A 14,514-nucleotide genomic window follows, 5' to 3' on the forward strand; every position below is an offset into this window, starting at 1 on the left:
CAGGGGGGGAGATCAAAAATGGGGGAGGGGCGGTGCGACGATTCGACTTGCCCCTCCCACATTTGGACCGAGTTATGCGAGGTGTTCGGGTTTGACGGGGTCGCCGGGCTTCACATTCAACTGATGCCGCACATCTTCGAACATCGAGTCGTACTGCTTGTGCATCTCGCCATTGAGTGTCGCGATCTTCGGCATCCCGTACTTCTGCGCGATATTCATCGCGTGCCGGGCAAAGTCGAAGGCCTGGTCCTTGGGCAGGAAGAATTCTTCCTTGAGGTCCTTGCCCTGCACCGACCCATGCAGCGTGAACAGCATCCCCTGGCCTTCCTTGGGATGCTGGCTGATTTCATAGTCGATGCACAGGTTGTAGCTGTAGTCGTCTTTGTTCAGCGCGTGACGTTCGATGTGCAAGTGCCCGGGTTCAAAGGTAGCCATAGGCATTTCTCCTCAACTTCACAGATAACGGATGCCAGGGGTCGCTGTGCTGACACGGGTGCCGGCGGTGCCCTGGACGATGGCTTCGATGTCCGAGAGTGAACCGATCACTGCGGTTTTGCCAGTCTGGCGGGCGAACTCGCAGGCCGCTTGGACCTTGGGCCCCATGGAACCGGCGGCGAAACCGAGTTTTTCCATGTCGTCCGGGTGGGCCTGGCTGATAGCCTTCTGGGTGGGTTTGCCGTAGTCGATAAACGCCGCGTTGACGTCGGTGGCGATCACCAGCAAATCGGCTTCCAGTTGCGAAGCCAGCAGCGATGAGCACAGGTCTTTGTCGATGACTGCTTCAATGCCGCGCAGTTTGCCGTCTTCACCATACATCGTCGGGATACCGCCACCGCCGGCGCAGATCACGATGCTGCCTTTCTCCAGCAGCCATTGGATCGGGCGAATTTCAAAGATGCGTTTCGGCCGCGGGCTGGCCACCACGCGGCGGTATTTATCGCCATCCGGGGCAATGGTCCAGCCTTTCTCCGCGGCGAGTTTCTCGGCTTCGGCCTGGGAGTACACCGGGCCGATCGGTTTGCTGGGTTTTTTGAAGGCCGGGTCGTTGGCGTCCACTTCGACCTGGGTGAGCAGGGTGGCAAACGGGACTTCGAAGTCCAGCAGGTTGCCCAGTTCCTGTTCGATGATGTAACCGATCATGCCTTCGGTTTCGGCACCGAGCACGTCCAGCGGGTACGGCGAGACGCTGGTGTAGGCCGCTGCCTGCAACGACAGCAGGCCGACTTGCGGGCCGTTACCATGGGCGATCACCAGCTCGTTGCCGGAATGGATCTTGGCAATCTGTTCGGTGGCGATTCGGATATTGGCGCGTTGGTTGTCCGCTGTCATGGGTTCACCACGGCGGAGCAGGGCGTTACCGCCCAGTGCAACGACGATACGCATAATGCAATCCTTCTAGAGTTCAGCGTGTGAACACAGGACTAAGTGTGGGAGGGAGCTTACTCCCGATGGCGGGCTAACATTCAATACTTGTGTCGACTGATACACCGCTATCGGGGGCAAGTCGAATCGTCGCACCGCCCCTCCCACATTTTGACCGTGTTCCTACAGTAGACGTTGTGTCGAAATCAGATATCCGCCAACGCCGACACCAGGATCGCCTTGATGGTATGCATGCGGTTTTCCGCCTGTTCAAAGGCAATGTTGGCCGGGGATTCAAACACCTCTTCGGTCACTTCCACGCCATTGGCCAGGTTCGGATAACGCGTGGCGATGTCCTTGCCGACCTTGGTTTCGCTGTTATGGAACGCCGGCAGGCAGTGCATGAACTTCACCCGGGGGTTGCCCGAGGCTTTCATCATCTTGGCGTTGACCTGGTACGGCAGCAGTTGCTCGATACGCTCGTCCCACGCTTCCACTGGCTCACCCATGGACACCCAGATATCGGTGTGGATGAAGTCCACGCCCTTCACCGCTTCAAGAGGGTCTTCGGTGATGGTGATGCGCGCGCCGCTTTCTTCGGCAAAGGCCTGGCACTGTTTGATGAAGTCTTCGTGGGGCCACAGGGCTTTCGGCGCGCCGATACGCACGTCCATGCCCAGCTTGGCGCCGATCATCAGCAGCGAGTTGCCCATGTTGTAGCGCGCGTCGCCCAGGTAGGCGTAGCTGATGTCATGCAGCGGCTTGTCGCTGTGTTCGCGCATGGTCAGGGTGTCGGCGATCATTTGGGTCGGGTGGAATTCGGCGGTCAGGCCGTTGAACACCGGCACACCGGCGAACTTGGCCAGTTCTTCGACGATTTCCTGCTCGAAGCCACGGTATTCAATGGCATCGAACATCCGACCGAGGACGCGGGCGGTGTCTTTCATGCTTTCTTTGTGGCCGATCTGCGACGACACCGGGTCGATGTAGGTGACGTGGGCACCCTGGTCGTGGGCCGCCACTTCGAAGGCGCAGCGGGTGCGGGTCGAGGTTTTTTCGAAGATCAGCGCGATGTTCTTGCCCTTGAGGTGCGCGCGCTCGGTGCCGGTGTATTTGGCGCGTTTGAGGTCGCGGGACAGGTCCAGCAGGTAGTGCAGCTCGCGGTTGGTGTGGTGCATCAGCGACAGCAGGCTGCGGTTGCGCATGTTGAAAGCCATGGTGGATCTCCTTGTGTTCAGGTTATCCCCTTGGCCGACGCCTTGTGGGCGGCGGCCAAGGCCTGGAAATTAATAGTCGATAGGGTCGCGGATGATCGGGCAGGTCATGCAGTGGCCGCCGCCACGGCCACGGCCGAGTTCACCGGCACTGATGGTGATGACTTCCACGCCGGACTTGCGCAGCAGGGTGTTGGTGTAGGTGTTGCGGTCGTAGCCGATCACCACGCCAGGCTCCAGGGCCACGACGTTGTTGCCGTCATCCCACTGCTCGCGCTCGGCGGCGAAGCTGTTGCCGCCGGTTTCGACCACACGCAGGGTTTTGAGCTTGAGGGCGGTGGCGACCACGTCGAGGAAGCTTGCGTCTTCACGGCGCACATCGATGCCACCGGGCTTGCTGTCGTCCGGGCGCAGGCTGAAGGCGACGATCTGGCTGACCACTTCGGGGAAGATGGTGACCAGGTCGCGGTCGCAGAAGCTGAACACGGTATCCAAGTGCATCGCGGCGCGGGATTTCGGCAGGCCGGCGACGATGACGCGCTCGACGGCTTTGTGCTTGAACAGGTTCAGCGCCAGTTGGCCGATGGCCTGGCGCGACGAACGCTCGCCCATGCCGATCAACACCACGCCGTTGCCGAGTGGCATGACGTCACCGCCCTCGAGGGTGGCGTTGCCATGGTCCTGGTCCGGGTCGCCGTACCAGATCTGGAAGTCGGCGTTGGTGAACTCGGGGTGGAATTTGTAGATGGCGCTGGCCAGCAGGGTTTCCTGGCGTCGCGCCGGCCAGTACATCGGGTTCAGCGTCACGCCGCCAAAGATCCAGCAGGTGGTGTCGCGGGTGAACTGGGTGTTCGGCAGCGGCGGCAGGATGAAGCTGGAGTGGCCGAGGAAATCGCGGAACATCTCGATGGTCTTGCCACCGAAGCTGTCCGGCAGGTCATCGGCCGACACGCCACCGATCAGGAACTCGGCGATTTTGCGCGGCTCCAGGCTGCGCAGCCACGAGCCGACTTCGTTGATCAGGCCGAGGCCGACCTGGTTGGCGGTGATCTTGCGTTCCAGAATCCAGTCCAGGGCTTCGGGGATGGCGACGATATCGGTCAACAGGTTGTGCATTTCCAGCACATCGATGTCCCGTTCGCGCATCTTGGTGACAAAGTCGAAATGGTCGCGCTTGGCCTGGGCCACCCACAGCACATCATCGAACAGCAGTTCATCGCAGTTGTTGGGGGTCAGCCGCTGGTGGGCCAAACCTGGGGAGCACACCATGACTTTACGCAGTTTGCCGGCTTCGGAATGTACGCCGTACTTCACTTTTTCCGTGGTCATTACAGATCCTCCAGTGAGCAACAATTACATAGTCAGGAAGCCGGCGTAGAGGCCATAGGCAGCCACCAGGGCGCCAACGACCACCGCAGCGAAAATCAGCTTCTCGACGTTGGTGAAAATCGGTTTGCCCAGTTCATGCTTGGCCTTGGCGAACAGGATCGCGCCAGGGGCATAGAGCAGGGCGGAGAGCAGCAGGTATTTGGTACCGCCGGCATAGAGCAGCCAGACCGCATAGATCAGCGCGATCGCGCCGATGATCAGGTCCTTTCTGCGCTCGGCCGGGGCGTTTTCGTAGGTCTCGCCACGTACCGCCAGCAGCAGCGCATAAGCTGCCGACCACAGGTAAGGCACCAGGATCATCGAGGTGGCGAGGTAGATCAGCGACAGGTACGTGCTGGCGGAAAACAGGGTAATCACCAGGAACACCTGGACCAGTGCGTTGGTCAGCCACAGGGCATTGGCCGGCACGTGGTTGGCGTTCTCGCGGCGCAGGAACTCCGGCATGGTGTGGTCCTTGGCGGCGGCGAACATGATCTCCGCACACAGCAGCACCCACGACAGCAGCGCGCCGAGCAGCGAGATGACCAGGCCGACGCTGATCAACACGGCGCCCCAGTGGCCCACGACGTGCTCCAGCACGGCCGCCATCGACGGGTTCTGCAGCTTGGCCAGTTCCGGTTGGGTCATGATGCCCAGGGACAGCACGTTGACCAGCATCAGGAACAGCAGCACGGTGATAAAGCCGATCACGGTGGCCTTGCCCACGTCGCTGCGTTTTTCGGCCCGCGCCGAGAAGATGCTTGCGCCTTCGATGCCGATGAACACCCACACGGTGACCAGCATCATGTTGCGCACTTGGTTCATCACGCTGCCCAGGTCCGGGTTTTTCAGGCCCCAGATGTCAGCGGTGAAGATGTCCAGCTTGAACGCGAATACAGCGATCAGCACGAACAGCACCAGCGGCACGACCTTGGCGACGGTGGTCACCAGGTTGATGAACGCCGCTTCCTTGATCCCGCGCAATACCAGGAAATGCACGGCCCATAGCAGCACCGAAGCGCCAATCACCGCGGCCGGGGTGTTGCCCTCGCCAAAGATCGGGAAGAAGTAGCCGAGGGTGCTGAACAAGAGCACGAAGTAGCCGACGTTGCCCAGCCAGGCGCTGATCCAGTAACCCCAGGCGGACGAGAAGCCCATGTAGTCGCCGAAGCCGGCCTTGGCGTAGGCATATACGCCGCCGTCGAGATCGGGTTTGCGGTTAGCCAGGGTCTGGAACACAAACGCCAGGGTCAACATGCCTACAGCCGTAATCACCCAGCCAATCAGGACGGCGCCGACATCGGCGCTGGCCGCCATGTTTTGCGGCAGAGAGAAGATCCCGCCGCCAATCATTGAACCCACGACAAGTGCAACCAGTGCGCCAAGTCGAAGTTTTCCGGCAGATTCAGACATTGTATGACTCCAATGCAGGAGAAGAGAGACCACAGAATAATTCCGTGCGCTAATCAAACAGCTGACTTAGATCACATCATTGGCACATTCCATTGTGAATTAATGACTTAGAGTGAAAATGCCGTGCGCGCGATAGTGCCGCCAAGACGCTCGTCATAGAGCCTCTATGCGCTTTTTTATTGTTAAGGTTTCCTGATTGCCGGGACGTTTCAAGCTAGTCCCTTTTGGTGAATGTGCAAACTTTTTCCGGGCCGGCTTGGCAAGACGCTAAAAACCTTAAAGTTCAATACTTATTTAATTTATAAATTTGACTAAACTCTATTTTTTGACATGCCTTTGGGTTATTAGAGCCTGCGTTTTATTCGCGATATCTGATAAACGCTAACGCGCCTGCGTAAATTAGTTGAGTACACGGTGGTTCTTTTAATTCTGGAGAATTCATGTCGCAATCGTCTGAAAAGCTTCGACTCAGCGCCTTGATCGCCCTGGTGGTGGGCTCCATGATCGGCGGCGGGATTTTTTCCCTGCCACAAAACATGGCCGCGCGCGCGGAAGTCGGCGCGGTATTGATCGGCTGGGCGATCACCGCCGTGGGCATGCTGACCCTGGCATTTGTGTTCCAGACCCTGGCCAACCGCAAACCCGAGGTGGATTCCGGGGTGTATGCCTACGCCAAGGCCGGCTTCGGCGACTACATGGGCTTCTCGTCCGCCTGGGGTTACTGGATCAGTGCGTGGATGGGCAACGTCGGCTACTTCGTGTTGCTGTTCAGCACCCTTGGCTATTTTTTTCCGGTATTCGGTGAGGGCAATACGCCAGTGGCCATCGGCTGCGCCTCGGTGTTGCTGTGGGCCGTGCATTTTCTGGTGATGCGCGGGATCAAGGAGGCGGCGTTCATCAACCAGATCACCACCGTGGCCAAGCTCGTGCCGCTGTTGATGTTCGTGGTCATCGCCGGCGTGGCGTTCAAGGCCGATGTCTTCACCGCCGACATCTGGGGCCTGGGCAAGCCGCATTTCGGCAGTGTGATGAATCAGGTGCGCAACATGATGCTGGTCACGGTGTTCGTGTTCATCGGCATCGAGGGCGCCAGCGTGTACTCGGCGCGGGCGCAGAAACGCTCGGACGTGGGCCGGGCCACGGTGATCGGGTTTCTCGGTGTGCTGGCGTTGCTGGTGCTGGTGAACCTGCTGTCCCTGGGGATCATGAGCCAGGCGGAACTGGCGCAATTGCAGAACCCGTCCCTGGCCGGCGTGCTGGAGCACATCGTCGGTCCCTGGGGCGCGCTGCTGATCAGCATCGGTTTGGCGGTATCGCTGCTGGGCGCGTTGTTGTCATGGGCGCTGCTCTGCGCGGAAATCCTCTACGCCACGGCCCATGACAAGACCATGCCGGCCTTCCTGAAAAAGGAAAACGCCAATCAGGTGCCGGTCAATGCGCTGTGGCTGACCAATGTGATGATCCAGATATTCCTGGTGATCACGCTGTTTTCCGAAAGCACCTACACCACCCTGATTTACCTGGCTTCATCCATGATCCTGGTGCCTTACCTGTGGTCGGCGGCCTACGCGGTGTTGTTGAGCGGGCGCGGGGAAACCTACGAAGGCGCCCAGCGCCAGCGTCTGAAAGATCTGCTGGTGGGCCTGATTGCATTGGGCTACGCGGTGTGGCTGCTGTACGCCGGGGGCCTGAAGTACTTGCTGCTGTCGGCGTTGCTGTATGCGCCGGGCGTGGTGCTGTTTGCCCTGGCCAAGCGCGAGCAGGGCCTGCCGTTGTTTACCCATGTGGAAAAAGGCATTTTCGCCTGTGTGATTGCGGGCGCGGGGTTGGCGGCGTATGGGCTGTATAGCGGGGTGTTGTCGTTATGAGCTGGGTGGCTTGATCGTGTGGGCCTCATCGCGGGCACGCCCGCGATGGCGGTCTCAGGTCACCAGCGAGGCCGGTGCGACCCCAATTCCCCTGCCGGCAAATCCCACTGCAACGGTGTGCCGCTGATGGTCAGCGGCGCGAGCAATCGGTGCGCCGGTCCCCAGGCGGTTTGCTCCACCACCAGCCCCTGGTCTTCGAGGGCTTCGGCCCGCAATGCCGGTTGCTCCGGAACCGGCCCGGCCTCCATCAAGCATTTTGCCGTGCGCGCCAACGACAACCGCGCCGAGCCGCCACGGCCGGACGCCAAGCGCTCGCGCAGGGCCTGGATCGCGCTGGCCGCCATCAAGTAGCCGGTGGCGTGATCCAGCGCCTGCAACGGCAGCGGCACAGGTTTATCCGTGTGTTTCCAGGCCATGCCCGCGTCGGCGATGCCGCAGCTCATCTGCACCAGGCTGTCGAAGCCCCGGCGATTGCGCCACGGGCCGCTCCAGCCATAGGCGTTGAGGCTCACGTCGATCAGGCCGGGGGCGAGCTGCTGCAATGCGCTGGCGGTGTAGCCCAATTGCTCGAGGGCATCGGCGCGGTAACCGTGGAACAGAATGTCGGCGTCTTTGAGCAACCCTTCGAAAACCTGGCGGTCTGTGGCGGTTTTCAGGTCCAGGCGCGCACAGCGTTTGCCCAGGGTCATTTCCGGCACCACGCCCGGCTCGTTCCAGGTCGGCGAGTCGATGCGCAACACGTCCGCGCCCAGCCCGGCGAGAAAACGACTGGCCACGGGGCCGGCCAGCACGCGGGTCAGGTCCAGCACTTTGAGGCCGGCCAGCGGGCGGGCCGCCGAGCCGCGCCAGGGCCTGTTGGCGGCGGGTTCAAAAGTTTGGCGCTGAACCAGGTGCTCGGCATTCACCGCCAAGCCTTGGGGATGTTGCTGCCAGGCCTGCCACGACCGCATCTGCGCGGCACAACCGCCGGCATCGACAATCGCCTGTTCCAGCTCGGCAGCGTTCCACGCAACGACCTTGCTCGCCATCTCGGCACGGTCAGCGACGTGGCCCAGCACCCGCTCGGCAGCCGCACGGTGATGCGGCGCGTTGGTGTGCAAGCGAATCCAGCCGTCGGCGCTGGCATAGTCGCCGGCTACCGGGTCCCACAGTGGCGGTACTTGCCAGCCTGTGGGGCGGATCGAAGAAGAGAACCAGAAAGACGCGAGGCGTCGGTCCACGCTCACGCTGGGCAAGCGTCCGGTCTGTTGCAGGATGAGTTGGGCAACCGCCTGGCCGGCGGCGCCGATGCTGGCGCAGGCCAGGTCGCTGACGGCGAAGATCGACGGCAGGGCGCCGGCCCCGGTCGAGGTCAGCGGGGTGCGCGGTAGATCGAGTGCGGCTTGGATGGGAGTCAGCAGGTCAGTCATCGAAGGCCCTCCATAAGAGAAGGGCCACTATAGAAGATCATCACACCGGTGTGACAACCCCCGGCGTCAATGGCAGGTCGATGCTGGCGCTGAAACCGCCGTCGGGATGATTGGCCAGGATCAGGTTGCCGCCATGCCGTTCCGCTGCGCGCCGTGCAATCGCCAGGCCCAGGCCGTGGCCCTGCGCCGTTTGGCCGGGGGCGCGGTAGAACGGCTCGCCCAGTTGGCTCAGGTGCTCGGCTTCGACGCCGGGGCCGTGGTCGCGCACGCTGATCAGAATGCGTTCGCCCAGGCGGCGCGCCTGCAACTCGATCGGTTGGCCGGGCGGGTTGAAGCGCTGGGCATTGCGCAACAGGTTATCCACGGCGCGTTCGATCATGGTCGGCCAGCCTTTGAGGCGCAGGTCGGGATCGGCGCTCAGTTGCACCACTTGGTCTGGCGCGCTGAGTTGGGCGTCCTTTTGCAGGGTCTTGAGCAGCGGGATGAGGTCGACGTCTTCGGCACTGGCGTTGTCGGCATCGACCCGGGCCAGCACCAGGATTTCGCTGATCAGTGCTTCCAGGCGGTCGCACTCGCGGGTCAGGCGCGGCCAGAGTCTTTCCCGTTCCTCGGGGCCGGCCCGCTCGGCCAGGGCCAGGGCGATACGCAGGCGGGCCAGGGGCGAGCGCAGTTCGTGGGACACGTCTCGCAGCAGCTGGCGCTGGCTGCCGATCAGGCTCTGCAAGCGTGCGCCCATGCGGTTGAAGTCGGTGGCGAGTACGCCGAACTCATCGCGGCGGTTGGCCAGTTGCGCCAGGCTGTTCTGCTGGTAGGTGGCCTGGCCGAGGTCGTGTACCGCGCCACGCAGGCGGCTTAAGGGGCGGGTGATGGACAGCGTCACCAGCAGGCTGAACAGGGTCAGCACCACCAGGGCAATCGCCAATGCGCTCAACGGCCACATCAGGCTGCTGCGGTGCCAGGCGTCCAGCTCCGGGTGGGGGATGCGATAGATCAGCAGGTAGGTGTCGCCGGTCTTTTCGCTGGTGTACTCGGCGGTCAGGCGCCGCCAGGGCAGGTGGCCGTCCTTGCTGTCGTTCTGCCGGGCTTCGAAGGCGGCGGCGCGGCGCGGAAAGGTGCCGCGGACCACGGGCTCGCCGCTTTCGTTGAGTACTTGCACGTCAATGTGATACTGACGCTTGCGCTGTTGCAGCAAGTCTTGGGCGGCGTCCTCGCCCTGGGCTTCGTAGAGTTGGGTCCACTCTTCGGCCAGGTTATTGAGGCCGGGGTGGCGGCTGAGAATCCAGGCGTCCTGGTTGAGCATATGCCCAAGCAGGATCGACAGCCCGGCAACCAAGGCGATAGCCAGCCAGAAACTGGCCAGGATGCGCCAGAACAATGAACGCACAGGAAACCCTCAAACAGGAAAAGCCCAGCGGCGCGAACCGCTGGGCTGGGGCAGTGAAGCTAACGCATTATTGCGCTTTTTGCGGCTGCTGCGCTTTCCAGGCCTGGAATTCCTTCCATTCGGCGCGGCGTTGTTCCTGTTTCTTGACGATCTCGTCGAATTTCTTCTGCTGGTCAGGCTTGAGTACGGCACGGATATCGGCCTGGGTTTTCTGCTTGCCGGCGGCGATTTCATCTTGCATGGCTTTCTGCTCAGCAGCCGGGAGTTTGTCCAGGTACTTTTTGACCAGGTCTTTGCGAGCCTGCCATTGGTCACCCATCAGCTTGCCAATTTGCTCGCGCTGTTCCTTGCTCAAGTCCAGCTGGCTGAGCGGGCCACCTTTGCCACGCGGACCGTGTTCACCGCCGTGGCCTGGGCCACCCATCATCATGTGGCCTTCTGGGCCGCCCATCGGGCCTGGGCCTTCGGGCATTGCCGCCATGGCAACGGTGGGCAGGGCAGCGGCGAACATCAGAGCGATTAGGGTCTTGCGCATGGTGATTCTCCTGTCTCTATTCCGGTGAGTCCGGATGTGAGTAGATTACGGAGATCAAGGTCAGCGGCGGTCAGGTGTGGGTAAAGCTTGGGTAAAGAGGGTTTTGGCGGCGGCTGACAAAACCCTTGGGAACGAGCAGATCAACGGTGGGATCAGTGTGGCGCGGGGTTCAGAGGCTGTAGTAGTAGCCGCGGCTGCGCAGCGCCACGATCCGTGGCCGGCCATCCGGGTGCGGGCCGATCTTCTTGCGCAGGTTGCTGACGTGCATGTCGAGGCTGCGATCGTAGAGGGTCAGCTTGCGGCCGAGGGCGATCTGCGCCAGTTCCTGTTTATCCAGCGGTTCGCCGGGCTGGCGCAGCAAGGCTTCGAGCAGGCGGCTTTCGGAGACGGTGAGGGTGAATTCCTGATTGTCGATGCTGACCACGCCGCGCACCGGGCTGAAGCACAGGTCGCCCAGTTCCAGCTGGGTCGACACGGCAGCCGGGTGGCTGCGGCGCAGCACCGCGCGCAGGCGGGCAGTCAGTTCCCGCGGGTCGCAGGGCTTGGCCAGGTAATCGTCGGCGCCCAGTTCCAGGCCGAGGATGCGGTCCAGCGGCTCGCCCCGGGCCGACAGCATCAGCACCGGCAACTCCGGATGGTCGTTGCGCAATTGCTTGAGCAGCTCCAGGCCGCTGCCGTCGGGCAACATCACGTCGAGCACCACGGCCGCCGGGGCGCTGTCGGCCAAGGCTTTGCGGGCGCTCAAGCCGTCGTGGCAGGCGCGCACCTGGAAGCCTTCCTGGCCCAACCAACTGGTCAGCAGCTCACAGAGCTCCTGGTCATCATCTATCAGTAACAGCTCGCTCATGACTCACTCAATTTAGCCATTGTCGACGGCGACGGTGCCCACCGCTGGCGAAGATCCCGCACAGCAAGGCGATCAGCGCGACGGCCGCGCCGGTGACAAACCACTGCTGCTGTTCGGTCAGCCATCGGGTCAAGCCGCCGCCCTGTACCTCTTTGAGTTGCTGGGCCAGGCGTTGGTTCTCTTGGCGCAAGCGACTCAACTGGGCACTTTCACGCGCAGCATCCGTGGTTTGCAGTTGCTTGCTCAGTTCTTCACGCAGCCGTTCGCTTTCTTTCAAGCGTTGCTGCAATTCGGTGATCTGGCTGCCGGCGCTCAAGGACAGGGGCGTAGAACTGCCGGTGCTTGAGGTTTCTTCAGCGTGGGCCGTAGCCCCGATCATTAACACTGCCAACAGACACAACTGACGTAAGCGCATCGGAACTCCTGATTCCACACGAATATTCAGAACGTTGTCGGCAGGTTACCCAGAATAATGAGCAATTAGGAGTGCGCCGAACCGAATTGGTTCGGCGCGACCGAGGTCAAGGCAGGACTTGCTTGAACGGTTTGATCACCACGTCCGCGTAGACGCCGGCCGCTACATACGGATCGGCCTTGGCCCAGGCCTGGGCATCGGCCAGGGACGCGAACTCGGCAACGATCAGGCTACCGGTGAAACCGGCGTCGCCCGGGTCGTTGCTGTCGATCGCCGGGAGCGGGCCGGCCAACACGATGCGGCCTTCGGCCTGCAGTACTTTCAGGCGCTCGACGTGGGCCGGGCGCGCGGAGAGGCGTTTTTCCAGCGAGTTGGCAACGTCGGTGGCAATGATGGCGTAGAGCATGTCAGTCCTCGGTTTTCGGCGAAGTGGGGTCGGTGTCATGCAGGTGGCGCGACAGGTAGATGCCTTGGCCGACCAGGAACAATACGGTCATGCCCAGGCTGCCGAACACCTTGAAGTCGACCCAGTAGTCCTGGAAGGTGAAGGCCACGAACAGGTTGGCGGCGCCGCAGAACAGGAAAAACACGATCCAGGCCATGTTCAGGCGCGTCCATACCGGCTCCGGCAGGGTCAGGGCGTGGCCCATGATCCGCTTGATCAACAGGCGGTCGCCAACGAAGTGGCTGCCGATAAACGCCAGGGCGAACAGCCAGTTCACCACCGGGGCTTTCCATTTAAGGAAGGTTTCGCTGTGGAAGGCCAGGGTCAGGCTGCCGAAGACCAGGCAGGCGACGAGGGTCAGCCATTGGCTTTTTTCGAGTTTGCGCTGGGAGATGAAGATGGCGCCGTAGACCACGATGGAGCTGATGATCAGCACGGCGGTGGCGCTGTAGATGCCTCCGAAGGTCAGTTCATGGCCGGCGAGATCGATGACCCTGGGGTCGAGTTTGTAAACGATGAAAAACAGCAACAGCGGGATGAAGTCGATGAATTGTTTCACAGTAAGAGCCAGAAGCTGGATGTGGCGGCATAATAACAAACATCCTTGGTAGCGAAAGCGCCACCTGACTTGAGGTTACACACTTCCGTGAATGTTGATTTGCACTGCCACAGCACGGCCTCCGATGGCGCCCTGGCGCCCGCGGTGCTGGTTGCGCGTGCGTTTGAAAAAGGCGTGCGAGTCCTGTCGTTGACCGACCACGATACCCTCGAAGGCCTCGACGAAGCCCGCGAAGCCGCCCAGGCCCTGGGTATGCAACTGGTCAACGGCGTGGAATTGTCCTGCACCTGGGGTGGCGCCACCATTCATGTGCTTGGCTACGGTTTCGACCAGAAAGCTCCGCCGCTGGTGGAGGCCATCGCCCAATTGCGCGATGGCCGCTGGCTGCGCTCCGAAGAAATAAGCCGCAAGCTCGGCCTCAAAGGCATGTCCAACGCCCTCGACGGCGCCCGGGCCATCCAGCAGGAACTGGGCGACAGCGGCAACGCACCGGCCCGGCCGCATTTCGCCGATTGGATGGTGCGCGAAGGGTTTGTCCGGGACCGCGCCGAAGCCTTTCGCAAATGGCTGGGCGCCGGCAAGCTGGGCGACGTCAAGCAGCACTGGCCGACCTTGGACGACACCGTCGAGACCCTGCGGGCCTCCGGGGCCTGGGTCAGCCTTGCACATCCCTGGCATTACGATTTCACCCGCAGCAAGCGTCGCAAGCTGATTGGCGACTATATTGGTGCGGGCGGCCACGCAATTGAAGTGGTCAACGGGCATCAACCCGCCGAACAGGTTGGCAGCCTGGCGATTCTTGCCCGCGAATTTGGTCTGCTGGTCAGCGCCGGCAGTGACTTTCATGGCCCAGGCGGCTGGTCCGAGATCGGCGAATATCGCCCGGTCCCGGAAGACTTGCCGCTCTTGTGGGGGCGATTCAAGCATGACCCCATTATTGCCACCGTCTGAACAGGTAGAGCACGTGAGTCAATTCTTCCAGATTCATCCGGAAAACCCTCAGCCACGCCTGATCAAACAGGCCGTGGAGATCATTCGCGCCGGTGGCGTGGTGATCTATCCAACGGATTCGTCCTACGCCATCGGTTGTCAGATCGGCGACAAAAACGCGGTCGAGCGTGTCAGACGCCTGCGTCAGCTGGACGACAAGCACAACTTCGCGCTGATCTGCAGCGACCTGTCCCAACTGGGCCTGTTCGCCAAGGTCGACACCGGCACCTTCCGCCTGCTCAAGGCTCACACGCCGGGGCCGTACACCTTTATTCTCAACGCCACCCGCGAAGTGCCGCGCCTGCTGCTGCATCCGAAGAAGCGCACCATCGGCCTGCGCGTGCCGGAACACCCGATCGCCCTGGCGCTGCTGGCCGAGTTGGGCGAGCCGCTGATGAGCGTGTCGCTGATCATGCCCGGCGCCACTGAACCGCTGGAAGACCCCTACGAAATGCGCCAACTGCTGGAAAAACACGTCGACCTGATCATCGACGGTGGTTTCGGCGGCGGCAAGGCATCCACCGTGATCAACCTGGCCGACGGCGACCCCGAAGTGATCCGCGTTGGCTGCGGCGACCCCGCGCCGTTTATGGCCGAGGCCTGAATGTCGGCCGTGGAAACCGTCGACAGCCAGGCCGGCGCCCAGCAGGAACTGCCGTTTGCCATGGTGTATGGCCAGGCGGTCATGGAAATGCCGCTGGACCT

At 61.8% G+C, this 14,514-nt stretch carries 15 protein-coding genes; 3 read left to right on the top strand and 12 right to left on the bottom strand.

The annotated features are described in order from the left end of the window. Positions 1-72: 72 nt before the first annotated feature. The 5 genes from ACVWZP_RS27095 to arcD (ACVWZP_RS27115) form a co-directional block, all read right to left on the bottom strand. Positions 73-435 carry a DUF5064 family protein gene (locus tag ACVWZP_RS27095; RefSeq protein WP_046382264.1) on the bottom strand — a complete coding sequence of 121 codons (363 nt, stop codon included), beginning with the start codon at positions 433-435 and terminating at the stop codon, positions 73-75. Positions 436-453: 18 nt separating this feature from the next. Beyond that, positions 454-1,383 carry a carbamate kinase gene (gene arcC, locus ACVWZP_RS27100; protein ID WP_017847146.1) on the bottom strand — a complete coding sequence of 310 codons (930 nt, stop codon included), beginning with the start codon at positions 1,381-1,383 and terminating at the stop codon, positions 454-456. 185 nt (positions 1,384-1,568) lie between these two features. Further along, entirely contained in the window at positions 1,569-2,579 is a 1,011-nt protein-coding gene (locus ACVWZP_RS27105; protein WP_017847147.1) for an ornithine carbamoyltransferase, read from the bottom strand. Between the two features lie 69 nt (positions 2,580-2,648). Next, positions 2,649-3,905, bottom strand: a complete 1,257-nt coding sequence (gene arcA / locus ACVWZP_RS27110; RefSeq protein ID WP_017847148.1) for an arginine deiminase — start codon at positions 3,903-3,905, stop codon at positions 2,649-2,651. 24 nt (positions 3,906-3,929) lie between these two features. Beyond that, positions 3,930-5,357: an arginine-ornithine antiporter gene (gene arcD / locus ACVWZP_RS27115; RefSeq protein WP_026140052.1), complete on the bottom strand. Its 1,428-nt coding sequence runs from the start codon at positions 5,355-5,357 to the stop codon at positions 3,930-3,932. 440 nt (positions 5,358-5,797) lie between these two features. On the opposite strand from arcD (ACVWZP_RS27115), the gene arcD (ACVWZP_RS27120) reads away from it, so the two are divergent. Next, positions 5,798-7,225, top strand: a complete 1,428-nt coding sequence (gene arcD / locus ACVWZP_RS27120) for an arginine-ornithine antiporter (RefSeq protein ID WP_457370277.1) — start codon at positions 5,798-5,800, stop codon at positions 7,223-7,225. 59 nt (positions 7,226-7,284) lie between these two features. Here the strand turns inward: arcD (ACVWZP_RS27120) and ACVWZP_RS27125 are convergent, their stop codons facing one another. The 7 genes from ACVWZP_RS27125 to ACVWZP_RS27155 form a co-directional block, all read right to left on the bottom strand. Further along, on the bottom strand, positions 7,285-8,634 hold the full coding sequence (locus ACVWZP_RS27125) for a CoA transferase (protein ID WP_457370278.1): 1,350 nt from the start codon (positions 8,632-8,634) through the stop codon (positions 7,285-7,287). A 40-nt stretch (positions 8,635-8,674) separates the two neighbouring features. Further along, the gene (locus ACVWZP_RS27130; RefSeq protein ID WP_057004521.1) at positions 8,675-10,018 is read right to left on the bottom strand and encodes a sensor histidine kinase; all 1,344 of its coding nucleotides are present in this window, start codon (positions 10,016-10,018) and stop codon (positions 8,675-8,677) included. Positions 10,019-10,085: 67 nt separating this feature from the next. Beyond that, positions 10,086-10,553: an LTXXQ domain protein gene (locus tag ACVWZP_RS27135; protein WP_046382269.1), complete on the bottom strand. Its 468-nt coding sequence runs from the start codon at positions 10,551-10,553 to the stop codon at positions 10,086-10,088. A 169-nt stretch (positions 10,554-10,722) separates the two neighbouring features. Further along, complete coding sequence (locus ACVWZP_RS27140; protein ID WP_046382270.1) at positions 10,723-11,400, bottom strand: response regulator transcription factor; 678 nt, start codon at positions 11,398-11,400, stop codon at positions 10,723-10,725. Between the two features lie 7 nt (positions 11,401-11,407). Further along, positions 11,408-11,815 (bottom strand): translation initiation factor 2, encoded by a 408-nt coding sequence (locus ACVWZP_RS27145; RefSeq protein WP_126588750.1) that lies wholly within the window; start codon positions 11,813-11,815, stop codon positions 11,408-11,410. 106 nt (positions 11,816-11,921) lie between these two features. Next, complete coding sequence (locus tag ACVWZP_RS27150; RefSeq protein WP_046382272.1) at positions 11,922-12,221, bottom strand: YciI family protein; 300 nt, start codon at positions 12,219-12,221, stop codon at positions 11,922-11,924. A gap of 1 nt (position 12,222) precedes the next feature. Beyond that, positions 12,223-12,819 (bottom strand): septation protein A, encoded by a 597-nt coding sequence (locus ACVWZP_RS27155; RefSeq protein ID WP_046382273.1) that lies wholly within the window; start codon positions 12,817-12,819, stop codon positions 12,223-12,225. Positions 12,820-12,906: 87 nt separating this feature from the next. Between ACVWZP_RS27155 and ACVWZP_RS27160 the strand changes: the two genes are divergently transcribed. Both ACVWZP_RS27160 and ACVWZP_RS27165 read left to right on the top strand, forming a co-directional pair. Beyond that, complete coding sequence (locus tag ACVWZP_RS27160; protein WP_046382274.1) at positions 12,907-13,770, top strand: PHP domain-containing protein; 864 nt, start codon at positions 12,907-12,909, stop codon at positions 13,768-13,770. A 13-nt stretch (positions 13,771-13,783) separates the two neighbouring features. Beyond that, positions 13,784-14,413, top strand: coding sequence for an L-threonylcarbamoyladenylate synthase (locus tag ACVWZP_RS27165; RefSeq protein ID WP_017847159.1), 630 nt, complete (start codon positions 13,784-13,786; stop codon positions 14,411-14,413). The last annotated feature ends 101 nt before the right edge of the window (positions 14,414-14,514 follow it).

It is taken from the genome of Pseudomonas sp. TE36184 (assembly GCF_054060055.1).